Consider the following 24343-nt stretch of genomic DNA (forward strand, 5'->3'; position numbering starts at 1 on the left):
GTGCGGGGTCCGCCACCTCCGGCACTGCCGTACCTGTGCCGGCCGTCACTGACGTCGTCATCGTCCGTCCATCCCGAGATTCCGGTGTTCTGGCCGCGTTTACCCGCGATCGGCGTGACCATGCGGGGACGGTTGCAGAAAACCCTCCTGGGCGGCACGCCGCCTGCACATCCGGAGTCCTCCGTACGCCTTCGGTTCCGATCGGGCTCACGGGGAACCGGGTAGGACGTCAGAAAGGAGTCCCCGTGACCACCTATGTCATCACCGTCCCCGGCACGTTCCTGCGGGGAGTGCCCGACAGCGTCCGCTCGGACATCGGACGGAGGCTTCGGCCTCAGGACCCCAGGAACACGGACCTCGGCGAGAGCGAGGAGCTCAGCGTGCTGACCACGGAGGAGGACGGCATGTTCGCCGCACGGGTCGAGGTCGACGCACCCGACCGGTTGCAGGCCGAGGCCGAAGCGGTACGGCTGGTGTCCCGCGCCCTGCGTGACAGTGGCCTGGCGGAGGAGGACGCCCCGTTGGGCCCCGCGGTCGTGACCGGCATCGACAGCGAGTTCTGAGGCGGCGGCGGAGCGGGCCTTCCGGTTCGCGGCCCGTCCGGGGGATGGCGCCGTGCGGTGCGGAGGGCGAGGATGTCCTTTCGCGAAGTGCGGTCCGCTCCGCCGCGGTTCATGGCCTTTCCGGTGCCCCGCGCGGCACGGGCGGACGGCGTCGGCCGCCTGAAGGAGCCTCGGGATGGGTTCACACGCAGCGCCGCACCACCGCAAGCGGATCCTGGTGACCGCCGCGAGCCTCCTGCTCGTGGGCGGTGGTCTCCTCGGTCTCCCCCGGGCCGACGGTGCGCCCGCTCCCGCCGACGCCTGCCGCACCACCGCCACGCGTCTGCCCCGTGGTGACTGCGGGCCCTTCTGGCAGGTCCTCGCCGAGGACTTCAACGGTGACCGGGTGCCGCTGGGTTCGTTCAGCGACTGCGCGCACGATGTCGACACCTCCGCGGCCCACTGCGGGGGCCTGAAGGGGAAGTACCGCGACAACTGGTGGGCGTATCCGACGGGTTGGCCGGACACGGCCGTCAGCCGGGGCCGGGACGTGGTGGGTGTCTACCATCCGGAGGACACCGTGAGCGTCGGTCCCGCGGCGAACGGCGACGGACGGATGTCCATCCGGATGTGGCGGCCCGCGGACGGCGGCCCCGTGCATGCCGCGGCGCTGGTGCCGCGTGCGGTGATGCAGATGACGTACGGCAAGTACAGCGCGCGCATCAAGGTCACCGAACTGGCGCCCGGCTACAAGTCCGCGTGGCTGCACTACGGCGGGGGCTGCGAGATGGACCACCCCGAGGGTGAGTGGACCGGCTCCCTCAGCTCCTTCCACCACCCCTGCGGTGGCGGTGAGCAGGGCTACTTCCCGGGAAGCGACGACTGGACGCGGTGGCACACGGTGTCCACCGAGTGGACCCCGGGCCATGTCCGGTTCTTCGTCGACGGCCGGCAGACGGGCCATGACACCCGTGACGTGCCGGACCGTCCCCTGTCCTGGGTGCTCCAGAACGAGAGCGCTCTGGAGGGTCCTGGTGCGGCGCCGGGAAGCAGCGCGCAGCTCGACGTCACCTGGGTGGCGGCGTACGCGTACGGCTGGAAGTGAACCCTCACGCCGTGGGGGTGACGAGTTCGTCGGCGACCCATCGGGCGACGTGGGCGGGGTAGGGCGACGGCAGTCCGAGGACGATGTGGGTGAAGCCGGCGGCGGTCGCTTCGGCGATCGCGTCGCGGGTGGCGCCCGGACGGTCGTAGGAGACCGGCAGGTGGATCGAGCGGGTGATCTCGGCGGGGTCGCGGCCGATCTCCTCGCAGTACCGGTCCAGCAGGGCGCTGCGGCGGGTGACGTCGTCGATGTCGCCGCCGGGGATGTTCCACAGGTCGGCGTGGCGGGCGGCGATGCGCAGGGTCGCGGAGGAGCGGCCGCCGATGAGGACCGGGGGGTGGGGGCGCTGGACCGGTTTGGGGTTGCCGAAGGCGCCGGTGAGGTGGTGGTGGGTGCCGTGGTGGTCGAAGGGCTTCTCCTCGGTCCACAGGCGCTTGATCAGCGTGCAGGCCTCGTCGAGGCTGCCCACGGCGTGCGCGGAGTCGTGGAAGGGCAGGCCGTGGGCTTCGTACTCACGTCGGGCCAGCGGGTGGTCGGGGCGCGAGCCGACACCGATGCCGAAGTCGAGCCTGCCGCCGGAGACGATGTCGACGGTCGTGGCGATCTTGGCCAGCATCGCGGGTGGCCGGAAGCGGTTGCTGCTCACCATGACGCCGAGCCGTAGGCGCCTGGTCTGGGCGGCCAGGGCCGAGAGGAGGGTCCAGCCTTCGTGGGCCGGTCCGTCGGGGTCGCCGCCGATCGGCATGAGGTGGTCGAAGAGCCAGGCGTGCTCGATGGCGTCGATGGTGTCCGCCTCCTGCCAGACGCGCAGGATGTCGTGGTAGTCGACCTGCATGGGGGCGGTCATGATCCCGAAGCTGGGCGGGGGGTGGTGCGGCATGGACGGTGGGCCTTTCGTGTGGGGGTCTCCCCCAGCGGTCAGCGGCGGCGCAGTGACGGGTCGAGGAGCGCGGGCGGAGTGTCGTGCTTCTCGTCCGGGGCCAGGTCGGTGCCGGGGGCGACGATCTCGTCGATCGCGTCGAGGACATCGGCGCTCAGCACGGTGTCCGCGGCGGCGAGTTGGGCGTGCAGGTGGTCGACCGTGCGGGGGCCGATCAGGGCACTGGTCACGCCGGGGTGCGCGGTCACGAAACCGAGTGCGAGCTGGATGAGGGTGAGGCCCGCCTCGTCGGCGACCCCGGCCAGTAGCTCGACGGCGGCGAGCCTGGCCCGGTTGGCGGGGGCGGTCGTGTCGAATCGCTGGGGCAGGATCGCCGAGCGGTGGGTGGTGATGTCCCGGCCCGCACGGATCGCGCCCGACAGCCAGCCCGAGCCCAGTGGGCTCCACACCAGTACGCCGAGGCCGTACTCCTGGGTGACGGGCAGGACGTGTGCCTCGATGCCGCGCTGGAGGATGGAGTAGCTCGGCTGTTCGGTGACGTAACGGCTCAGGCGGTGTTCGCGGGCGGCCCACTGGGCCTGCACGATGCGGTGGGCGGGGAAGGTGGAGGAGCCGAAGTAGCGGATCTTTCCGGCGCGTTGCAGGTCGGTGAGGGCCGACAGCGTCTCCTCGTCGCCGGTGTTCGGGTCCCAGCGGTGGATCTGGTACAGGTCGACGTGGTCGACGCCGAGGCGGCGCAGACTGGCCTCCAGCTCGGTGACCAGCCAACGGCGTGAGCTGCCCCGGTGGTTGCGTTCGTCGCCCATGGGCATGCCGGCCTTGGTGGCCAGCACGATGTCGTCGCGGCGGCCGGCGATGGCCTTGCCGACCATCTCCTCCGACTCGCCGTCGCCGTACATGTCGGCGGTGTCGATGACGTTGACGCCGGCCTCGAGGGCCGCGTCGACGATCGCGGTCGCCTCGTCCTGGGTGGTGCGGCCGATCCTCCCGAAGTTCATGGCGCCGAGCGCGAGAGAACTGACCTGCACTCCGGTGCGGCCCAAGGTGCGGTACTGCATGTGTTCCTCCGGGGGATGAAGCCGTGCGGCACGGCATGGCAGGGCTGCCGGGATCCGTTCCGTCGTCACGAAGAAACGGAACCTCGTTCCGCATACGATACGGAACATCGTTCCGGTTTTGCAAGGCATTGAGGGCATGGTGGATGGCGGCGAGACGCACGCTTCCCTGCGGGGCTGCTCGGAGACAGGTGTCCCGGACGCGCCACGGCCGGGTGTTGCGGGCGCCTGGACCTCGGCACTGGTCGTCCCGCCCCGCGGCCGACGGTCCTGGCCCCCCGACCTCGCGGCCCGCGCCGCGGTGGGACGAGCCGGCCTGGTGCCGCACGCGACAGGGAGGCGGGCCCTCGGCTGCATCGAAGGCCGGGCTGCCGGGCAAGACAGCAACTCCAGGGCGAAGGCCGAGACGAAGGCAATGCGGAGCGTCCGCAGGATCGCCTGCCCGTACTCGCAGGTCGGCCTGTGCCTTGGCGCGGGACGCTCTCGGTGGCACTGGTCGCCGTGCCGATCGGGATGCGCCTCGTCCCGGCCAGATGCACCTGTACGACGCTCAGCCGCAGCGGACGCCGTACAGCGGGTGGCGTCTCAGATCCCTGGTGCAGGCTCCCTGGTTCAGACTCCCGGTTCAGACTCCGGCAAGGCGGCCCTGCCCGCCGCCCGGTGTTCGGCCGCCGTCGCCGGGTCCGTGGCGTCGAGGACCGCCGCAATGCCCTCGTGGGCCAGGGCCTCCGCGTGGCGGTTGCCGAGCTTCGGAGCCAGCTCCAGGGCCTGGCGGTGGAGGCGCAGGGCCTGGTCGGGCAGGCCTGCCAGGCGGCAGGTCTCGCCGTAGGCACTGAGGAAGTGGATCTTCCAGTGGTCCTCGAACAGCGCGTCCAGCAGCGCGAACGCCTGCTCGTGGCTCGCCAGGGCCTCCTCGATGCGGCCCATCTGGCGCAGGGCGACGCCGAGGCAGTTCAGACACCATGCCTCGTTGTGCTGGTGGCCGTCCTCGCGGGCCAGCGCGAGCGCCCGGTGGAGGTGGCCGACGGCCTCGTCGGGAGCCTCGTGAGCGATGGCCACGCCCAGCGTGATCAGGGCCGTCAGGGTGGGCGGCCACGCCCCGTCGGCGTGCGGGATCTCCAGCGCCGTACGGGCCAACTGCGCCGCCTCCTCGCGGTGCCCCAGCTGCAGCAGCGCCCACGCCTCGTACGCGGTCGCGTGGGCCGTACCCATGGGGCAGCCGGCGTCCGCATACAGCTTGCCCGCCAGCCGGAACAGGCCGAGCGGCTCCTCGACGTAGCCCTCGTCCCATCTCAAGTAGCCGCGGCGCATGGTCAGTTCGGCCTCCGCGCGGATGTCTCCGGTCCGGAGCACCAGCGCTGTCGCCGCCTCGTACGCGGCACTCGCCTCCGCCATGCGGCCCGCGTTGTACCGGGCGAACCCCAAGTCGCTGTGCGCCTCGGCGAGTTGCAGAGGATCGTCGAGGCGTCGCGCGGCGGCCAGGGACCGTTCGAAGAGGCCGTTGAGCATCGTGGTGCCGCAGCGCCGGGCGAAGTAGGCCCGCATGAAGCGAGGCAGCTCGCACAGGTGCCGGTCGGCCCCGGCCTCCTCCGCCGCCTCGAAGACGGCCAGCAGGTTGAGGTACTCGGTGCCGAACCAGATGAGGGCCGCGATCTTGTCGTGGAACTGGGGCAGTTCGGCCGACGGGCGGTCCACGGAGGCCTCGCGGCTCAGCGACAGGAACGGCATCGCGGCGTCGGCGGCGGCCGCCGCGTGCACGTAGTAGTCGAGCACCCGGGTCAGGGCCCGGTCCCGTTCCGCCTCGGAGTCCTGTTCCGTGGTGGCGCGGCGGGCGTGCTGGTGGACCAGGTCGTGGAGGCGGTAGCGGCCTGCCGCCGGCTGCTGGACCAGGTGCGCGTCCAGCAGGTCCTCCAGCATCGCGCGGGCGCTGCGCAATGGCACGTCCGCCAGCGCCGCCGCCACGTGCTCGTCGAACGACGACCCCGGCAGCAGACCCAGCAGACGGAACAGCCGGGCCTTGGCGCGGTCCAACTGCCGTACGGACATGGCGAAGGCGGTGTCGAACTCGCTCGCCCCCTCCGCCATCCGCTCGACGAGGATGCCCACCGTCCAGCCCGGCCGGTGTCGCAGCCGGGCCGCGGCCAGCCTGAGGGCCAGTGGCAGTCGGCCGCACAGACGCAGCACCTCGGCCGTGGAGGAGGGGTCACGGGCCAGGCGCCCCTCGGGGCCGTCGGCCTCGCCGCTGGCGCGGGCCAGCAGCTCGGCGCTCTCCTGCTCGGTGAGCACGTCGAGCGACACGGGCGGGACCTCGTCCAGGCCGAGCAGCCGGTTGCGGCTGGTGACGAGGGCGACGGAGGGGCCAGCACCGGGCAGCAGGGGGCGGACCTGGTCGGCGTCGGCGGCGTTGTCGAGGACCACGACGGCCCGCCGGTGGGCCAGTTCGGACCGCCAGCAGGCGGCCAGTTCCTCGACACCGCCGTCCTGGGGCACCTTCTCGGAGGGTACGTCGAGGGCGGCGAGCAGGGTGCGCAGGGCGCGGTCGGGGTCGAGCGGTCTGCGGCCCTCGGTGAAGCCGTGCAGGTCCAGGTAGAGCTGGGCGTCCGGGTAGTCGGCGGCGAGCCGGTGCGCGGCGTGCACGGCCAGGCAGGTCTTGCCGACGCCCGCCATGCCGTCGAGGGCGATCACCCGGCTGCCGGCCACCCCGTCGAGCACGGCAGCGAGCTCGGCCTCGCGGCCGGTGAAGTCGGGAACGTCGCGCGGGAGGTCGTTGCGGGGCGGGCGCGGGGCACCGGCGGGCGGTGCGGGCGGGGGGACCTGACGGCTGGTCTTCGGTGGTGCCGGCAGGGGGTTGAAGGCGCGCTCCCACAGGGGGCGCAGCGGGCGGGGGTCGCGCTGGACGAGTCGGCACAGGGCGATCACCGCGGGCCACGGCGGAACCGTCTGGCCGCCGAGGTAGCGGGACAGGGACGACGAGCTGAGGCCGGCGTCCCGGGCGAGGGCCCGTACACCGCGCTTCGACAGCTCCTGGAGCAGCCGCAGCCGGGCGGCCAGTTCCTCCCGTGGATCTCCGGCCCCTGCCCTGTCGTGCTCGACCACTGTTCCCCACCCCCCTGTCCCGCCCCGGCAGAACCTGTCCGGGCCGGATCGTGCCTGTTCAAGGCCGTTTCGGCTGTCCCACGGTGTCCCAGGGCCGTCGTCCTGACAAGCCCTCTCGGCTGAGATGGAATCACGCCCCGAGGGACGGGGCACAGCCCGACAGAGGAGAGATTCCTGATGCAGTCCCGTATGCAGAACCCCGCCGCCGTCCTGTCCGACGCGATGCAGCCCATCCAGCAGCTCTTCAAGGCCGTGCACTCCGGTGGGGTGGACGGGCAGACGCTGGAGCTGGTGCATCTGCGGGTCAGTCAGATCAACGGATGCAGCGCGTGTGTCGACGGCGGCGCCAAGACGGCCCGTAAGGCAGGAGTGAGCGACGAGCGGCTGGCCACGGTCGCCGCGTGGCGGGAGGCCCCCTACTTCACCGACGAGGAGCGGGCGGCGCTCGCGCTGGCCGAGGCGGCGACGCGCCTCGCCGACCGTCCCGACGCGGTGAGCGACGAGGTCTGGGACACGGCCGCCACCTACTTCGACGAGAAGCAGCTCGCCGCGATCGTCCTGATGATCGGCCTGACGAACCTGTTCAACCGGCTCAACGCCACGACCCGGCAGATCGCCGGCGCGTGGGGGTGAACGCCACGGCGGTTCTCGCGTGAAGATATGCCCGACCATCCGTAGACCTGGAGGAACCGTTATGGCCAGCACGCGCAGGACGACCGGCAGGACCGAGACGTTCACCGCCGAGGAGCGCGCCGCGATGAAGGAGCGCGCCCAGGAGGTCAAGGCGTCGGCGCGCCGCAGCTCGCGTGCCGACAAGGCGGCGGAGGACGAGGCCGCCGTGGTCGCGAAGATCGCCGAGATGCAGGACGCGGACCGTGTCATGGCCGAACGGATCCACGCCGTGGTCAAGGAGAACGCGCCCGGTCTGGCGCCGAAGCTCTGGTACGGCATGCCCGCCTACGCCAAGGACGGCAAGGTGGTCTGTTTCTTCCAGAGCGCGGAGAAATTCAACGCGCGGTACGCGACCTTCGACTTCAACGACAAGGCCAACCTCGACGAGGGCACGATGTGGCCGACCGCCTTCGCGCTCACGAAGCTGACCGCTGCGGACGAGGAGCGCATCGGTGAGCTGGTGAAGCGGGCGGCAGGCTGAGGACCGCGAGCGGGAAGGGGTGCCGCACGATGCACAGGCCGACGAACAGCCGACGCCCCGAGGGGCTGTTCGTCGGCCTGTGCACGGTGGACGTCGTTCAGCTGGTGGACCATGTGCCCGGCCCGGACGAGAAACTGACGAGCCATCAGCAGGTCGTGGCCGCGGGCGGCCCGGCGGCGAACGCGGCCGTGACCTTCAGCCACCTGGGCGGCGCGGCCGGGCTGCTGACCGGCATCGGCTCGCATCCGCTGGGAGTCGCGGTCGCGACGGAGCTGCGGAACCTGGGCGTGCGCGTCCGGGACCTCGCGGCCGATTCGGCCGAGCCGCCCGCCGTGTCGTCCATCCTGGTCACCGAGTCGACCGGGGACCGTGCCGTCGCCTCGACCAACGCGACGGGGTTCCGGCTCACGCCGCCCGACGACCTGGAGGCGCTGGTGGCCGCCTGCGACATCGTCGAGTTCGACGGCCACCACATGGAGTTGGCGACGGCGACCGCCCGCGCCGCGCGGGCCGCCGGCCGGCGAACCGTTCTGGACGGGGGCAGTTGGAAGCCCGGTACGGAGGAGCTGCTGCCGTCGATCGACGTGGCCGTCTGCTCGGCCGACTTCCGGCCGCCCGGCGCGAACACCCCGGCGGACGTCCTGCGATTCCTCACCGAACACGGGGTGCAGTGGTCGGCGGTGAGCCGCGGAGGGCGGCCCATCGAGTGGGCGGGGCCGGAAGGCACCGGCACCGTGGACGTGCCCGCCGTCCGGGTCGCGGACACACTGGGCGCGGGTGACGTCCTCCACGGAGCACTCACCCATCACCTCGCCGACCAGAGGAAGTTGACCCCGTACGCCTTCGTCGAGGCCCTGCGCGCCGCGGCGGGGGTGGCCTCAAGGGCGTGTGCCTCGTTCGGCACCCGGGCCTGGTTGCAGGAATCGTGACGGGCCCGCTCGAGAGGTGACCGTCCCACCTGACCGTGGCCCCCCACGCAAGAACGGGGCAGCCCCCCGCTGGAGGCTGCCCCGTCCGTTACGGGACTCAGGACCTGCGGCCCCGTGCGCCCCACCCGCTGCCGATGCCCGCCAGGTGAAGCGCGAGCACCATGAGGCCGAGCAGCATGATGTTCGTCGAACTGAAGGTGTCGTTCGTCGATATGTCCGCGGCGTTGATGAGAAAGGAGATGAAGAACAGGACCGCGGAGATGATGGCGAGCATGGCGCCCGTCCCTTCGATTGTCTGAGGTAGTCACGCTGGGTACAACCCGCTTGCCCCCAACTCCCCCATACATGTGGGGAGAACGTGTCGTTCGACCAGTCGGACATCGTTCGAAACCTCTTGACGTTGTCATGGGACTCGATTGACACTCTCGCAACACGACGTCACACAGCCGAAACGGCAGGGTGCCCACCGCCGAGGCCCCGCCATGCCACCCCACGCCTCAGCAGGGAAAAACACCACATGACGTATCTCGCACGTCCGCGCACCCGCGCGAGACGCCGGGCGGGGCGCCTCGCCGCTCTGACCGCCGCGTCACTGCTCCTGGGTCTCGCCGCGCCCGCGGTCTCCGCCCAGGCGGCGGACACCGCGGATGTCACCGAGGGACTGGCCCTCTGGTACAAGCTGGACGGCGCCTCGGGCAGCACCGTCACCGACGCCTCCGGCAACGGCCGCAACGGCACGGTGAACGGCGCCGCCGACTGGTCGGACCCCGCGCGGGGACTCGCCTTCAACGGCTCCGACACCTACATCAAGGTGCCGAACGACGTCATGAAGGGCATGGGCTCCATCACCGTCTCCACGGACGTGCTGATCGACTCCGCCCAGAGCACGCCGTACTTCCTCTACGGCTTCGGCAACTCCAGCGGCGGCAACGGCAACGGGTACCTGTTCGCCACCGGCAACTCCCTGCGCACCTCGATCGCGAGCGGCAACTGGTCGACCGAGCAGACCACGAAGCCCGCCGACTCGCACAACCTCACCCGCGCGGTGTGGAAGCAGCTGACCTACACCCAGACCGGCACCACCGGCGTCCTGTACGAGGACGGCGTCGAGGTCGGCCGCAACACGGCGGTCACCATCACGCCCGGTGCCATCGGCTCCGGAACCACCACCGCCAACTACATCGGCAAGTCGGTGTACTCCGGCGACAAGCTGTTCAAGGGCCGGATCCGCGACTTCCGCGTCTACGACCGGGCCCTCGCGTCCTCCGAGGTCGAGCAGCTCTCCCTGCCCGTCGCCACCGAGGGCGTCGCTGCCGACAAGGCCGCACTGGGCCTCGGCGACACCAGCGCTGTCACGGCCGACCTCGACCTGCCGACGACCGGCACGGCCGGCGGGTCCACCCTCACCTGGGCCAGCGACAACCCGGACGTGGTGAGCGGCTCCGGCAGGGTGACCCGCCCCGCCGCCGGTGCACCGGACGGCCACGCCACGCTCACGGCGACCCTGAAGAAGGGCACCGTGACCGACACCAAGAGCTTCGGTGTCACGGTCCTGCCCGACTTCGACGACGCCACGGCCACCGAGCGAGCCGCACAGTCGCTCGCCGTCCACAACATCGACGACGTACGCGGCAACCTCACCCTCCCGGCGGCGGGCGACTACGGCACCACCGTCTCCTGGTCCTCCGCCGACGAGGACGTCATCGCGGACGACGGTGTGGTCCACCGCCCCGCACACGGCGACGGCGACGCCACCGTGAAGCTGACCGCCACCGTCACCAGGGGCGACGCGAAGGCCACCCGCGCCTTCACCGCCAAGATCCCCGAACTCCCCGCGAAACAGGCCCTCAAGGGCTACATGTTCAGCTACTTCACCGGTGAGGGCACCTCGGACGGCGAGCAGCTCTACGCCGCGCTCAGCAAGGGCAACGACCCCATGAAGTGGCGGGAGTTGAACGACGGCAAGCCCGTCCTGACCTCCACGCTCGGCGAGAAGGGCCTGCGCGACCCGTTCATCATCCGCTCTCCCGAGGGCGACAAGTTCTACCAGATCGCCACCGACCTGAGGATCTACGGCAACGGCGACTGGGACGCCTCGCAGCGCACCGGCAGCAAGTCCGTCATGGTCTGGGAGTCCACCGACCTCGTCCACTGGACGAACCAGCGGCTGGTCAAGGTCTCGCCCGACAGCGCGGGCAACACCTGGGCGCCGGAGGCGTACTACGACAGCAAGCTCGGCGAGTACGTCGTCTTCTGGGCGTCGAAGCTGTACGACAACGCGGCGCACTCCGGCGACACGTACAACCGCATGATGTACGCGACCACCCGCGACTTCTACACGTTCAGCGAGCCCAAGGTCTGGATCGACCGCGGCTACTCGGTCATCGACTCCACGATGATCCAGAACAACGGCACCTACTACCGTCTGTCGAAGGACGAGCGCAACAACACCTCCTCGACGCCCAACAGCAAGTTCATCTTCGAGGAGAAGAGCGACTCGATCCTGAACCCGAACTGGACCGCCGTCGCGGAGGGCATCGGCAAGGGCGCCATGAACGCCGCCGAGGGGCCGCTGGTCTTCAAGTCGAACACCGAGGAGAAGTGGTACGCCTTCCTCGACGAGTTCGGCGGCCGCGGATACATCCCCTTCGAGACCACCGACCTCGATTCCGGCAACTGGACCCCGGTCGCCGACTACGACCTGCCGGCCAGGCCGCGCCACGGCACCGTCCTCCCGGTCACCCAGGCCGAGTACGACCGACTGCTGCGCTCCTACCAGCCGGACCAGCTCGTCGAGAGCGTCGAGGGCATCTCCGTGAAGACGCGGATCGGCCAGGCGCCGGTCCTGCCGGCCACCGTGATCGCGACCTACGCCGACGGCGTCAAGCGTCCCGTCGCGGTCACCTGGGAGGACGTCCCGGCGTCGAAGTACGCCCAGGCGGGCACCTTCACGGTCACCGGCAACCTGCCGGACGGCGCGGCGATCCCGCTCCAGGCCGAGGTCACCGTCTCGCAGGAGGGCCCCGACGTCCCGGCCGACCTGCTCCTGCGCTACGGCTTCGACGAGACGGGCGGCAACATCGCGGTCGACTCCAGCGGCCACGGCTACCACGGCACCTATGCCGGTACGCCCGCCTTCGGCACCGGCGTGCAGGACGGCTCCTTCAAGATGTCGGGAGACTCCACCGGCTCGCCGTACGTCAAGATCCCGAGAGGCGTGCTGAAGAACGCCGACAGCGTGACGGTGTCGACGTACGCCAAGTGGAAGGGCGGCAGCAGCTTCCAGTGGCTGTTCGGGCTCGGTCCGGACAGCAACAAGTACCTGTTCGCCACGCCCTCCAACGGCGGCAACAGCCTCTACTCGGCGATCACGAAGGCGAGTTGGTCGGCGGAGTCGAAGCTGACGGCCGGCTCGCAGCTCACGCCCGGTGAGTGGCGGCACGTCACGGTCACCCTCGACGGGGCGAGCGGCACGATGGTCCTCTACGTCGACGGCGTCGAGGCGGCCCGTACGACGACCACCATCAAGCCGTCCGAGCTGTACGACGCGAACAAGGACTACAGCGGCTACATCGGCCGCTCCCTGTACGCGGGCGACCCCGCCTTCGGCGGTGAGGTCGACGACTTCCGTATCTACGACCGGGCCCTGTCCGCCGCGGAGGTCATGGAGCTCAGCGGCAACACCGCGGGCATCGCCAAGGCGACGCACCCGGCGCTGAAGGCCGACGCCATCGTCGACAACGCGGACAGCAAGGTCACGCTGCCGATGAAGGAGGGCACCGATCTCACCGCGCTGGCACCGGAGTTCACCCTCGCGCACGGCGCGGCGATCAGCCCCGCCTCCGGTAGCGTGCAGGACTTCAGCAAGCCGGTGACGTACGAGGTGACCGGGTCCGACGGCAAGAAGCGCACGTGGACGGTCTCGGCGCTCGTGATGAGGAGCCCGGTCCTGCCGGGGCTCAACGCCGACCCGAACATCGTCCGCTTCGGCGACACCTTCTACATCTACCCGACCACGGACGGCTTCGAGGGCTGGAGCGGCACGCAGTTCAAGGCGTACTCCTCGACCGACCTGGTGCACTGGAAGGACCACGGCGTCATCCTGGACCTCGGTCCGGACATCTCGTGGGCGGACAGCAGGGCCTGGGCGCCGACGATCGCCGAGAAGGACGGGAAGTACTACTTCTACTTCTGTGCCGACGCCAACATCGGTGTCGCGGTGTCCGACTCGCCGACCGGCCCGTTCAAGGACGCGCTGGGCCAGCCCCTGCTGAAGGCGGGCCAGTTCAGCGGCCAGATGATCGACCCGGCCGTGTTCACCGACGACGACGGGCAGTCGTACCTCTACTGGGGCAACGGGCACGCCTATGTGGCCCCGCTGAACGCCGACATGACGTCCCTCGACCTCACGAAGATGAAGGACATCACGCCCAGCGGCTACAACGAGGGCTCGTTCGTCATCAAGCGCAACGGCACCTACTACCTCATGTGGTCGGAGAACGACACCCGCGACGAGAACTACCGCGTCGCCTACGCCACCGGCCCCTCCCCCACCGGTCCGTGGACCAAGCGGGGCGTGATCCTGGAGAAGGACCTCTCGCTCGGCATCAAGGGTCCCGGTCACCACTCGGTCGTCCAGGTGCCGAACACCGACGACTGGTACATCGCCTACCACCGGTTCGCCATGCCCGGCGGTGACGGCATGCACCGCGAAACGACCGTCGACAAGCTGGAGTTCGACGCCGACGGCCTGATCAAGAAGGTCGTGCCCACCCTGACCGGTGTCGACCCGGTGAGCATCGTGCACGCCGGCGAGGACGTCGACGGGAAGGAGGGCGACGCGATCGCCCTGCACGGCACCCTCTCCGGCGCGGGCACCGCGAAGTGGACCGTCGAGGCCGGAGCGCCCTGCACCTTCGCCGACCCCGGCTCGGCCGCGACGACGGTCACCTGCACGGACGACGGCACCTACACGGTCACCCTCACGGGCGGCCGCAGCCGGGACACGGCGACGGTGAAGGTGGTCAACGCGGCACCGGTCCTCGTCTCCGCCGCGGGTCCGCAGTCCCCGGTGGCGGTCGGCGTGCGCGCGGTCGTCACAGCCGGGTTCACCGACCCGGGCACGAGTGACACCCACACCTGCGTGGTCGACTGGAAGGACGGGAGCGCACCGCAGTCCGGCAAGGTGACCTCGTCCGGCTGCCGCGCCGAGCACTCCTACGCCGAGGCCGGAATTCGGCGTCCGGTGATCACCGTCACCGACGACGACGGCGCAGCGGACAGCAGGACGCTTCCCGAGCTGATCGTGTACGACCGCTCCGCCGGTCCCGCGCTCGGCGCCGGCGTCATCGCCTCCCCGGCCGGCGCCTACCCCGCCAAGCCGGGCCTGACGGGCAAGGCCGCCTTCACCTTCGCGGCGGCCTATCTGCCAGGAGTCGTCGCGCCGGTCGGCGAGGCCTCCCTCGACTTCGGCCCGGCGGGGCTGAAGTTCCGTTCGACCGGCTCCGACTGGCTCGTGATCACCGGCTCACAGGCCGTCTATCAGGGGTCCGGCACGGTCAACGGCAAGAGCGGATACGGCTTCCGCGTCACCGCCACGGATGACCCGGACACCTTCCACCTCCGGATCTGGAAGAAGTCCGGCGGTGAGGTCGTCTACGACAACGCCACCGGCTCGAAGATCACCGGCATCATCTCCGTCGGCCGGAGCCGACGGTAGGACCGGCTCCACCCCGCATCGCCGAACCCCGCCGACAGACATCTGGTCGGCGGGGTTCGGCATGGGCGGCCGTTCATGAACGTGGCCCATTAACCCGTGCGCAACCTCTTTCGCGCAGAAGAGCGGCATGGCATGCTCACCGCTCAACGCAGTTATGAACGTCGTTCACATCCATGAAAAGCACATGGGAAGGGCGAACGGACATGAGCAATGCGCACACGGGGCCCATGGGGCAATCGAATGTCATGGGCATGACGAGACGAACGCTGCTGGGAAGCGCCGTCGCCGTGGCGGCGGGCGTCGTCACGGCGCCGACCGCCCATGCGGGCGAAGTACCGACACTGTGGCGGGAGTTCGCCCGCACCCCCTTCACTCATCCGCAGATCCCGTACGTCGGACGCGCGGGGTGCCATGGCGGGGCCACCCGTCTTCCGCATCGCCGAGTCGTCGCCGACGTACGGCAGTTCGGCGCCGTGGCGGACGGCACGACCGACTCCGCTCCCGCGATCAACCGTGCCATCGCCGCTGCCGGAAGGGCCGGCGGTGGCACGGTCACCATCCCGCCGGGCACGTTCCGCATCGACGACGTGATCCGCCTGGACCGTTCGAACGTGGTGCTCAGGGGCGCCGGCAGCGGTCGTACGACGTTGTACGCGACGAAGCACCTCACCGAGCTGATCGGGACGTACGGCTCCCGATACGGCGGGGACAAGTCGTCGTGGTCCTGGGCGGGCGGACTGATCTGGCTGGCGCCCCGGGCCCGTTGGGAATCACTCGTCGCCGCGATCAGGGCCAGGGCGTGGCCTTTCGAGGGCTGGACCGGCAACCGGCGCGACGAGTGGCGGACGCTCACCGAGCTCGCCCCGGCGCGACAGGGCTCCTGGACGGTGACGGCCGCCGACACCTCCTCACTGCGTCCCGGCGCCCTGGTCCTCCTCCGGCTCACGGACGACGCGGACCACACCCTCCTTGAACACATGTGCGGCGGCGGGCCCGGCCCCGCGGCCTACGTCTGGGACGACAAGACCAAGCTGACCTCGTACGTGCCCTACGAGTGGCCCGTCCGCATCACCCGCGTCCACGGCCAAAAGGTCACCCTGGAACGCCCACTCCCGCTCGACCTGCGGCCCGAGTGGTCCCCACAACTGACCACGCATGTGCCGGAGTTGAGCGGGTCGGCCGTCGAGGGCCTGACTCTGGAGACGCCCGACACCCCCCAGCAGCCGCATCTGCTGGACAAGGGGCACAACGGTGTCGTGCTGCAGTGCGCGTACGACTGCTGGGTGGACGATGTGACGGTCCGCCACGTCGACAACGGATTCGGCCTGGTGGCCGCCTCCGCGTGCACCCTGCGCCGGACGCGGGTGGCGGGCCGCGGCTCCCATCACCCCTACTTCTGCCGCGAGGGCTCGCACGACAACCTCGTCGAGGACTTCACGATCGAGGAGCGCACCAGCCCCGCGCCCGCGAACACCCAGCTCCACGGCATCAACGTCGAGGGACTGTCGTCGTACAACGTCTGGTCGCGCGGTGACATGCGGATGGGCACCTTCGACAGCCATCGCGGCCTGCCCTTCGCCAATGTCCGCACCGACATCACCCTGAACAACAACGGCCGCCACGGCGGTGACGCGAGCGCGGGCCCCCTCTTCGGCGCCCGGTTCACGCACTGGAACGTCCGCGTCACCAACAGCCGCGCGGGGCTGGTGAAGATCGACGGCCTGGCGCCGTACTCCGCGACCGTCGGCGTCGACGAGGTCAGGGAGTTCGACCAGATCGACGTACCCGACTTCACGGGTGATCTGCACACGCGCCTCGAGCTGTACGGCAGTCCCGGCGCGGTGCGCCCACGGAACCTGTACGACGCCCAGCGCCGGCTGGACGGAGAGGGCCGATGAGCGCGCGGTCGCGCCTGTGCGGCGCCCTTCTGACAGCCCTGGCCGCGCTCACCACCGGGCTCTGCTCACCGGAGGCGGCACACACCGCTCCCCCGCCGCACACCACGGTCCTGGGCGGGGCCCGTCTGCAGCAGACGAAAGCCCGGCTCCATCGGGGTGATCCCCAACTGCGGCGGGCGGTGAAGGCGTTGACCGCCCACGCCGACAAGTGGCTGGACCAGGGCCCCTGGACCGTCGTCGACAAGTCAAGGCCCGCCCCCGGCGGTGATGTCCACGACTACCTCAGCCAGGCCCCGTACTGGTGGCCGTCCCAGAGCCCCACCGCCGACAACCCATGGGGCTGCCCGTACGTCCAGCGTGACGGTCAGCGCAATCCCGAGGTCGACTCCGGCACCGACCGTCAGGACGTCGAGAAGACCTTCGACTCCGCCTACGACCTCTCCCTCGCCTGGTACTACACCGGCGAAAGCCGGTACGCGCGCAAGGCCGGGCAGGTGCTGCGCACCTGGTTCCTCGACCCGGCCACCCGGATGAACCCCAACCTGGAGCACGCCCAGTTCATCCCCTGCAAGTACGACGGCCGGGCCATCGGCATCATCGACTTCTCGCAGTCGTACACCAGCGTCGTCGACGCGCTCGCCCTCCTGGACACCGGCGCCCCCGGCTGGAGCAGGAAGGACCGCACCGGCATGGCCCGGTGGAACACCGACTTCCTCGGCTGGCTCAAGGACAGCGACTTCGGCAAGCAGGAGGGCGCCGCCGCCAACAACCACGGCACCTTCTACGACCTGCTGCTCGCCGGCCTCGCCTACGCGACCGGCGACGAGGCACTGGCCCGCCGGACGGTCCTGGACGCCCGGAGCAAGCGCATCGCGCCGCAGATCGCGGCCGACGGCAGCCAGCCCCAGGAGCTGACCCGCACCCGCAGCTGGCACTACTCGACCTTCGACCTGGTCGCCTACACCCGGCTCGCGGCCATCGGACGGCACGTCGGGGTCGATCTGTGGGCGTACCGGGGCCCGGACGGGCAGAGCCTGTTCAAGGCGGTGGACTATCTGCTGCCCGCCGCGACCGGAGCCGCCGACTGGCCCCATCCGGAGCTGGAGTTCCTGCGGTACGCGGCGACCGACGTCGTGCACGCGGCCGCGGACGCGGGTGACGTACGGGCGCGGACGGCTGTTCCGTCGCTGGAGGCGCCTCCGGCCGGCGACCTGTGGTCTCTGCGTCCGGCGGCGGAACAGCTGGACTCCATCGCGGGGTGAGGGCCGGCGTACCGTCGCAGCAGTCCAGGACGCATTGTATGGGCCGCCAACTGACCATTCAACCAACAATGGTTGACGTGCCGAGTCGAAATGCGCACAGGTAACCGAAGGCGTAGCTTGGAATGAAGGGGGTCATCGGCTGGCCGTGTTCCAGCCTCTTGCACTCATTTTGACAGGAGGGAAACCTCGTGAGGGTAAAAGGTATGTGCCGCGGGCCTTCTCGCTCCGCGCTCTGGCGGGCGCTCGTCATTCCGGCCGCAGCGGCCGTCGCGGTCCCCGCCCTGGCTACGGATGCCCAGGCCGCCCAGCGGACGGTGACGGGGAACGTCTCCATGCGGATCATGGACTATGAGGACTTCGGGCCGAATACCATCTGCAACAGAGGGTTCTCGCTCACTCCACGCACTGTGACGAGCGGAACTGCCAAGAGAATCAACCTGGCATCCAGGTGCGGCGGAGAGATAAGGGTCGAAGTTCACTACAGGCTTGCCATCGATCCGAATGGCGTCATCCGCGTGACCGAGGGCCTCGTCGAGTTTTACGAGGGGGCCAGCGAGGACACCAGCGACCTGGACGGCGCCCAGACTTTCGCCAACATGATTCTCTTTCCGGGAGCAAGTGCTTCCCGGAGTATCCACGTACAGAATTGGAGTGAGGGGCAGCCCGACGACAAAGCCGACGTGACACTCACCCTGCGCAACTGACAGCCGCGCCGCCCCGTTGTCACCCGCTCTTGCGGCCGACTCCCGCGTACACCCAGTACTCCGACGGGTTCTCCGGGAGTTCCTCGCCCTCGTCCGGGCGCCACAGCGGGACATGGACCAGGCCCGGGTCCGTCAGGTCGAACCCGGTGAAGAGGCCCCGGATCTCGTCGTAGGAGCGGGCGGTGACCGGTGAGGTGGCCCGGGAGCGGTACAGCTGGGTGACCGCGGCGGCCGTGTCGGGGCGGTCCTGGTTGGTGGCGTGGGACAGGGCCAGCCAGCTGCCCTCGGGCAGGGCGTCCCGGAAGGCGGCGACGATGCCGGCCGGATTCTCCTCGGGCGTGACGAAGTGCAGGATGGCGACCATGAGCACGGCGACCGGCTGACCGAAGTCGATCAACTCCCGTACCTGCGGCGAGGACAGGACGTCGGCCGGCCGCCGGATGTCGGCGTCGACGATGTCGGCGCGCGGGTTGTCGGAGAGCAGGGTGGTGCTGTGGGCGACGGCCACCGGGTCCTTGTCGACGTAGACCACCCGAGCCTCGGGGCTCGCCGCCTGGGCCACCTCGTGGACGTTGCCCTGCGTCGGGATCCCGGAGCCCAGATCGATGAACTGGCGGACGCCGGCGTCGGTCAGGAAGCGCACGGCCCGCCCCAGGAAAGCGCGGTTGGCGCGGGCCAGCGCGCGCACCTGGGGGTCGATGGCCGTGACGGCCGCCACCGCCTCCCGGTCGATGGCGAAGTTGTGCTCTCCGCCCAGCAACGCGTCGTACATCCGGGCTACGCTCGCCTTGTCCGGATCGGTCCCTGGCGGCAAAGCATCCGTGTCGGTCACCAGAACGTCCTTTCCCACCAGGGCACTTGACGCTCCATCATATAGTTGCCCTGCGACGCCCGGCGATCGATCGTGCCGCCGGGTACCCGGACCCCCACCCGGAAAGGCACTACGACCCTGCGGAACCAACCGCACCGCCGCTCCGCCGACACCCCCACCGCCGTGCCACAGCCACGCCGTTCGGCCTTCTCCCCCGCGGCCGACGTCATCGGCTCGGAACTCGACCTGGGGTTGACCGGCAGCCATGTCGTGCACGCGCTGACGCCCGGCTTCTGCGATGCGGCGTCCCTGTATCTGCTGGAGCGGTGGCGGCGCGAGGAGACCACCTACGCCGGCGCGGACCCCGCGCAGATCGAGGCGCGCCGGCTGGCCCTGCGGGTGGGCACGGACGCGCCCGAGTCCTGGGACCGCACCCTGCCGGTCGGCGAGGTGCTCGTCTTCCCCCGGGACACCCCGTACGCCCGCGCCCTGGTCGACGGGCACGCGCAGTTGCTCGACTCCTTCGACGCCCATACGGCCGAGCGGCTCGCCGCCTCCGCCGGTGAGGACGCGCGCATCGGCGAGCTCCTCAGGACGCGCTCCTTCCTCGTGGCGCCGCTGCGGCTGCGGGGCGGGGCGATCGGCTTCGTCGCCTGCTCGCGCGGGCCGGACCGGGGGCCGTTTCTGACCGCGGAGATCGCCGCCGTGGAGTCGCTGGCCGCGCGGGCCGCCGTCGCCCTGGACAACGCGCGCCGCTACGAGCACGAGCGCCGCACCGCCCTGGCCATCCGGGGCAGCCTGCTGCCGGGCACGATCCAGGAGGTCGAGGGCTGCCGCATCGCCCACGGCTCCCTGCCCGCCGGGCAGGGCTCGATCATCGGCGGTGACTGGTTCGACGTGTTGAAACGGCCGGGCGACCGCGTCAGCCTGATCGTCGGGGACGCCATGGGGCACGGCCCGGAGTCCGCCGTGGCGATGATCCAGCTGCGTACCGCCGTACGCACGCTCGCCGGCCTCGACATCCCCGCGGCCGATCTCATACGACGGCTTGACGCGCTCGCCAGCGACACCCCGGGCGCGTCCTTCGCGACCTGCATCTACGCCGAGTGGGACCCCCGGAACCGCACCTGCACCCTCGTGGGCGCCGGTCACCCTCCCCCGCTCCTGCGCGGCCCGGACGGCCGGACCGCTCCGGTCCAACTGGTCGGCGCGGGCCTGCCGCTCGGCCTCGCCGCGGGCACCTACGAGCCGACCGTGCTGAGCATCGACGACCCGGCGCTGCTCGTGCTCTACAGCGACGGTCTGGTCGAGTCCCGGGACGCCGACATAGACCACGAGATCGCCCGCCTCGCCCAGGCGCTCGACGCGGCGGCCGTCGACCACGATCCGCTCCCCTCACTGTGCCAACGGCTGCTGCACGCCCCCTCCGATCGGGCCGGCGCGGACGACCGGACCCTGCTGCTCGCCGAACTCACTCCCGACAAAAGCTAGTTCGAAAGCCAGTTCAGGCCATCAGGTTCGCCCACACGGCGTTGCCGCCGGTGAGTCTGGACCGGTCCACCCCCCAGGTGTCCGCGAGTTCCTCCACCAGGAACAGTCCGCGCCCGCCCTCGTCGTCGAGGCCCGCACGACACCGGCGCAGAGTGGGGCCCGAACGGTCGTGGTCGTGCACCTCCAGCCGGAGGATCCCGTCGGTGACCAGTCCGATGCCGCACAGGATGCGCGCGCTGAGGGTGTGGCACACGGCGTTGGTGGCCAGTTCGGACAGGAGCAGCACCGCGTCCGAGCACAGCTCGCCCGGCAGGCTCCAGGTCTTGAGCCGGGTGCCGACCGAGCGCCGGGCGACGCCGATGCTGGAGCGGTGCGCGGGAAGTTCGATCCAGTGGGTTCGTTCCTGGTCCACGGCGTCTAACAGCTGAGGGGACGAGGTCGTGTGGGGGGACACGGTGTTGGCCTTCCGTGGGGGCGGCGGCGCGGCCGGACGAGACGCATAGGGGGCAGGAATACCAACCAGCCGGAGGGTGGGGGCGGTTGACAGCACCGTGCGCGCGTTCGGCGGCACGGTTCACGCAAGTAACTATGCTCGCACCCAAGTTCAACCTGCAACCAGCTCCCTGATAATTTCAGAAAGCCGATATCGAACTGGTGGCGTCAGCAAGTCGCTGTCAGACTCGGTCCGGTGACATCCCCTCAGGAGGTCAGGACGTGAGCGAAGGCCGTACGGGCTCCGCCGGCACCAGTGCTCCCACCGTGCTGCGCATGATCCTGGGCCGGCGACTCCAGGAGCGGCGGCAGGGCGCGGGTGCCTCACTGGAGGACGCCGCCAGGGCGCTCAGGGTGACGTCCCTGACCATCCGCCGCCTGGAGAAGGCCGAGGTCGCCCTCAAGCCGCTCTACGTGGAGAAGCTCCTCGAGACCTACGGGGCCGACCGACAGGAGATCGACGAGTTCGTCGCCCTCGCCGAGCGGGCCAACGCGCCGGGCTGGTGGCACACGTACCGGGACGTCCTGCCGACGTGGTTCAGCGCCTACGTCAGCCTGGAGGCCGGGGCCAGGACCCTGCGCACCTACGAGCCGCACTACGTCACGGGGCTGCTGCAGACCCACGCGTACGCGCGCGGGGTCCTGCGCGGCGGCTTCCCGGGCGAGCCCGACGAGGACCTCGGGCGGCGGGTGGATCTGCGGCTGCGCCGCCAGAGCCTGCTGGAGAGACCCGACGCACCCACGCTGTGGGTGGTGATGGAAGAGGCCGTACTGCACCGGGTGGTCGGCGGCCCCGAGGTCATGCGGGAGCAGATCGAACGCATCCTGGAGATCTCGGAGTTGGAGCACGTCAGCGTGGATGTCGTGCCGTTCACCGCCGGTGCGCATGTGGGCGCGTGCGCCCCGTTCACCTACTTTCGCTTCGAGGAGCCGGAGCTGCCGGACATCGTCTACACCGAGGTCCTCTCCGGCGCGATGTACCTGGACCAGCGTTCGGACGTGTCGGCGCATCTGGAGGCGCACAACCGCATGTCCCTGCTGACCTCGGACGCGGACAGCAAGGCACTCCTGAACCGCATGCGCAAGGAGTACTCATGACCAGCACCGACTGTCACGTCTACAACGGGATGCCGGCCACCGAACTCGGCGAGCAGGGCTGGGAGTCCCCGTGGAGCGGTCCCAACGGCGGCCAGTGCGTGCAGACGAAGCTCCTGGCCGACGGCCGGGTGGCGCTGCGGCAGTCCACCGATCCGGCCGGGCCCGCGCTGATCTACACCCCGCAGGAGATCGCCGCGTTCGTCGCGGGCGTCAAGCGGGGCCTCGCCGACCATCTGACGGCCGGCTGAACCACGACCCGAGCCGGACCTGCCCCCGGCAGCGACCTGCCCGACACCCCCACGCACACCACTTGAAAGGGACAGGATGAGCAACTCCCACGCCGCGCGGGAGATCGACACCAGCCGGCCGCACTCCGCCCGGATGTACGACTACTACCTCGGCGGCAAGGATCACTTCGACATCGACAAGCAGGCGGCCGAGACCGTCGCGTCGGTCTACCCCGGCATCTTCACGTGCGCCCGGGAGAACCGCGCGTTCATGCACCGCGCCACCCGCGTGCTCGCGAAGGAGCACGGCATCCGTCAGTGGCTGGACGTCGGCACCGGCATCCCCACCGAGCCGAACCTCCACCAGGTCGCCCAGTCGGTGGTGCCCGACGCCCGAGTGGTCTACGCCGACAACGACCCCCTGGTGCTCAAGTACGCCGAGCGCCTGATGCGCAACACGCCCGAGGGCCGCACGACGTACATCGAGGCCGACGTCAACAACCCGGACGCGCTGCTGAACGCGCCCGAGCTGGCCGAGGCGCTGGACACGAACCGGCCGGTGGCGCTGTCCCTCAACGCCCTCATGCACTTCGTCACCGACGCGCAGGACCCGTACGGCATCGTGAGCCGGCTGCTGGCCGAGCTTCCCTCGGGCAGCGCGCTGGCCCTGAGCCACTGCACGCCCGACTTCGACCCGGACACGTGGCAGAAGGTCACGGACATCTACACAGGTGCGGGCACACCGGTGCAGTTCCGCTCACGCGACGACGTGGCGCGCTTCTTCGAGGGCCTCGACCTGCTCGACCCGGGAGTCACGGTCGGTCACCGCTGGCGCCCGGACAAGGAGCCGACCGCCTCGGACGCCGAGGTCAGCCTGTGGACCGGGGTGGGCATCAAGCCGTGACCCGGCGTGGGCCGGCGGTCCGGCGGTGCTCCGGAACGCCGGTGTCCCCCGGCGGCAAGTGGCCCGGGACGTAGCGACGGGTGGCGGTGGTCCTGGACGCAGGTGGCGGTGGACCTGGCAAGATCCACTGTCATGAGCATCGAAGCGGGAGACCGGCCCGTCGCCCTGGTCACCGGGTCCACGTCGGGGATCGGCGAGGCCGTCGCACGGCGGCTCGCCGCGGACGGGACGCGGGTCGTCGTGCACTCGCGGCGCAGCGCGGAGGCCGGGCAGGCGCTGGCGGCGGAGCTCGGCGGGGCCTACGTCCAGGCGGATCTCGGCGTCGAGGAGGAGGCCCGCGGGCTGGTCGAGAGGGCGCTGGGGCACTTCGGGCGGCTGGACGTGCTGGTGAACAACGCGGGCATCAGTTGGCCGATCCCGCACGCGGACCTCGCTGCCGCCACCCCTGCGGACTGGCGGCAACTGCTGGAGGTCAACCTCATCGCGCCCTGGGTGCTGTGCACCGCCGCCCTTCCGGCGCTACGGCGGTCCCCCGGAGGTGGCAACATCGTCAACATCACCAGCCACGCCGGCGTACGGCCCAAGGGTTCCTCGGTGCCGTACGCGGCGAGCAAGGCCGCACTCAACCACGTGACCCGGCTGCTCGCCGCCGCGCTCGGGCCCGACGTACGGGTGAACGCGGTGGCGCCGGGCCTCGTGGACACGCCGATGACGAAGGACTGGGCACAGGCGCACGAGCTGTGGCGGGACCGCGCGCCGATGCACCGCCCGGCCCGACCCGCCGACGTGGCCGACCTGGTGGCGTCGGTGATCGCCAGCGCCTATCTGACCGGTGAGGTCATCGTGCTCGACGGCGGCCTCAACCTGACCTGAGCGCGGCGAACTCGGGCAGTGTCGGGGCCGAGTGGGCCGGTCGTGCTGTCGCGGAGGGCATGGTGACGAGGGCCCGCAGCATGGCGTTGCGTTGCTCCAGGGCC

Annotated in this window: 20 protein-coding genes; 14 read left to right on the plus strand and 6 right to left on the minus strand. The window is 70.6% G+C overall.

Annotated elements, in window-relative coordinates:
• The first annotated feature begins 245 nt into the window (after positions 1-245).
• Both ACZ39I_RS32905 and ACZ39I_RS32910 read left to right on the plus strand, forming a co-directional pair.
• The gene (locus tag ACZ39I_RS32905; protein ID WP_352389764.1) at positions 246-563 is read left to right on the plus strand and encodes a hypothetical protein; all 318 of its coding nucleotides are present in this window, start codon (positions 246-248) and stop codon (positions 561-563) included.
• Positions 564-738: 175 nt separating this feature from the next.
• Entirely contained in the window at positions 739-1647 is a 909-nt protein-coding gene (locus ACZ39I_RS32910) for a glycoside hydrolase family 16 protein (protein WP_467248583.1), read from the plus strand.
• Positions 1648-1651: 4 nt separating this feature from the next.
• Here ACZ39I_RS32910 and ACZ39I_RS32915 read toward each other — a convergent pair whose 3' ends face one another.
• The 3 genes from ACZ39I_RS32915 to ACZ39I_RS32925 form a co-directional block, all read right to left on the minus strand.
• Positions 1652-2527, minus strand: a complete 876-nt coding sequence (locus tag ACZ39I_RS32915; RefSeq protein WP_467248584.1) for an LLM class flavin-dependent oxidoreductase — start codon at positions 2525-2527, stop codon at positions 1652-1654.
• Between the two features lie 38 nt (positions 2528-2565).
• Complete coding sequence (locus tag ACZ39I_RS32920) at positions 2566-3585, minus strand: aldo/keto reductase (protein WP_467248585.1); 1020 nt, start codon at positions 3583-3585, stop codon at positions 2566-2568.
• 609 nt (positions 3586-4194) lie between these two features.
• The gene (locus ACZ39I_RS32925) at positions 4195-6678 is read right to left on the minus strand and encodes a tetratricopeptide repeat protein (protein WP_467248586.1); all 2484 of its coding nucleotides are present in this window, start codon (positions 6676-6678) and stop codon (positions 4195-4197) included.
• A 177-nt stretch (positions 6679-6855) separates the two neighbouring features.
• Here ACZ39I_RS32925 and ACZ39I_RS32930 point away from each other — a divergent pair, with 177 nt between their 5' ends.
• The 3 genes from ACZ39I_RS32930 (at position 6856) to ACZ39I_RS32940 (ending at position 8760) form a co-directional block, all read left to right on the plus strand.
• A complete protein-coding gene (locus ACZ39I_RS32930; RefSeq protein ID WP_467248587.1) occupies positions 6856-7311 on the plus strand; it encodes a carboxymuconolactone decarboxylase family protein in 456 nt (151 codons plus the stop codon).
• 61 nt (positions 7312-7372) lie between these two features.
• Positions 7373-7831, plus strand: coding sequence for an iron chaperone (locus ACZ39I_RS32935; RefSeq protein WP_467248588.1), 459 nt, complete (start codon positions 7373-7375; stop codon positions 7829-7831).
• A 29-nt stretch (positions 7832-7860) separates the two neighbouring features.
• On the plus strand, positions 7861-8760 hold the full coding sequence (locus ACZ39I_RS32940) for a PfkB family carbohydrate kinase (protein WP_467248589.1): 900 nt from the start codon (positions 7861-7863) through the stop codon (positions 8758-8760).
• A gap of 97 nt (positions 8761-8857) precedes the next feature.
• Here ACZ39I_RS32940 and ACZ39I_RS32945 read toward each other — a convergent pair whose 3' ends face one another.
• Positions 8858-9034 carry a hypothetical protein gene (locus tag ACZ39I_RS32945; RefSeq protein WP_352389773.1) on the minus strand — a complete coding sequence of 59 codons (177 nt, stop codon included), beginning with the start codon at positions 9032-9034 and terminating at the stop codon, positions 8858-8860.
• Between the two features lie 243 nt (positions 9035-9277).
• Here ACZ39I_RS32945 and ACZ39I_RS32950 point away from each other — a divergent pair, with 243 nt between their 5' ends.
• From ACZ39I_RS32950 to ACZ39I_RS32965, 4 genes are all read left to right on the plus strand, one after another.
• Positions 9278-14479, plus strand: a complete 5202-nt coding sequence (locus ACZ39I_RS32950) for a family 43 glycosylhydrolase (protein ID WP_467248590.1) — start codon at positions 9278-9280, stop codon at positions 14477-14479.
• Positions 14480-14724: 245 nt separating this feature from the next.
• Entirely contained in the window at positions 14725-16377 is a 1653-nt protein-coding gene (locus ACZ39I_RS32955) for a glycosyl hydrolase family 28-related protein (protein WP_467248754.1), read from the plus strand.
• A complete protein-coding gene (locus tag ACZ39I_RS32960) occupies positions 16374-17639 on the plus strand; it encodes an alginate lyase family protein (protein ID WP_467248591.1) in 1266 nt (421 codons plus the stop codon). Before ACZ39I_RS32955 ends, ACZ39I_RS32960 begins: the two co-directional genes overlap by 4 nt.
• 332 nt (positions 17640-17971) lie before the next feature.
• Complete coding sequence (locus tag ACZ39I_RS32965; protein WP_467248592.1) at positions 17972-18343, plus strand: hypothetical protein; 372 nt, start codon at positions 17972-17974, stop codon at positions 18341-18343.
• Positions 18344-18362: 19 nt separating this feature from the next.
• On the opposite strand, the gene ACZ39I_RS32970 is transcribed toward ACZ39I_RS32965, so the two are convergent.
• Positions 18363-19175, minus strand: a complete 813-nt coding sequence (locus ACZ39I_RS32970; protein ID WP_467248593.1) for an SAM-dependent methyltransferase — start codon at positions 19173-19175, stop codon at positions 18363-18365.
• 162 nt (positions 19176-19337) lie between these two features.
• Between ACZ39I_RS32970 and ACZ39I_RS32975 the strand changes: the two genes are divergently transcribed.
• Positions 19338-20645 carry a PP2C family protein-serine/threonine phosphatase gene (locus ACZ39I_RS32975; protein WP_467248594.1) on the plus strand — a complete coding sequence of 436 codons (1308 nt, stop codon included), beginning with the start codon at positions 19338-19340 and terminating at the stop codon, positions 20643-20645.
• A 13-nt stretch (positions 20646-20658) separates the two neighbouring features.
• On the opposite strand, the gene ACZ39I_RS32980 is transcribed toward ACZ39I_RS32975, so the two are convergent.
• Positions 20659-21057, minus strand: a complete 399-nt coding sequence (locus ACZ39I_RS32980) for an ATP-binding protein (protein WP_467248595.1) — start codon at positions 21055-21057, stop codon at positions 20659-20661.
• Positions 21058-21359: 302 nt separating this feature from the next.
• Here ACZ39I_RS32980 and ACZ39I_RS32985 point away from each other — a divergent pair, with 302 nt between their 5' ends.
• The 4 genes from ACZ39I_RS32985 (at position 21360) to ACZ39I_RS33000 (ending at position 24239) form a co-directional block, all read left to right on the plus strand.
• A complete protein-coding gene (locus tag ACZ39I_RS32985) occupies positions 21360-22235 on the plus strand; it encodes a helix-turn-helix domain-containing protein (RefSeq protein ID WP_467248596.1) in 876 nt (291 codons plus the stop codon).
• The gene (locus tag ACZ39I_RS32990; RefSeq protein ID WP_037708986.1) at positions 22232-22483 is read left to right on the plus strand and encodes a DUF397 domain-containing protein; all 252 of its coding nucleotides are present in this window, start codon (positions 22232-22234) and stop codon (positions 22481-22483) included. Before ACZ39I_RS32985 ends, ACZ39I_RS32990 begins: the two co-directional genes overlap by 4 nt.
• 76 nt (positions 22484-22559) lie before the next feature.
• Positions 22560-23366, plus strand: a complete 807-nt coding sequence (locus ACZ39I_RS32995) for an SAM-dependent methyltransferase (protein WP_467248597.1) — start codon at positions 22560-22562, stop codon at positions 23364-23366.
• Between the two features lie 132 nt (positions 23367-23498).
• A complete protein-coding gene (locus ACZ39I_RS33000) occupies positions 23499-24239 on the plus strand; it encodes an SDR family NAD(P)-dependent oxidoreductase (protein WP_467248598.1) in 741 nt (246 codons plus the stop codon).
• The last annotated feature ends 104 nt before the right edge of the window (positions 24240-24343 follow it).

It is taken from the genome of Streptomyces sp. NPDC024687 (assembly GCF_055559055.1).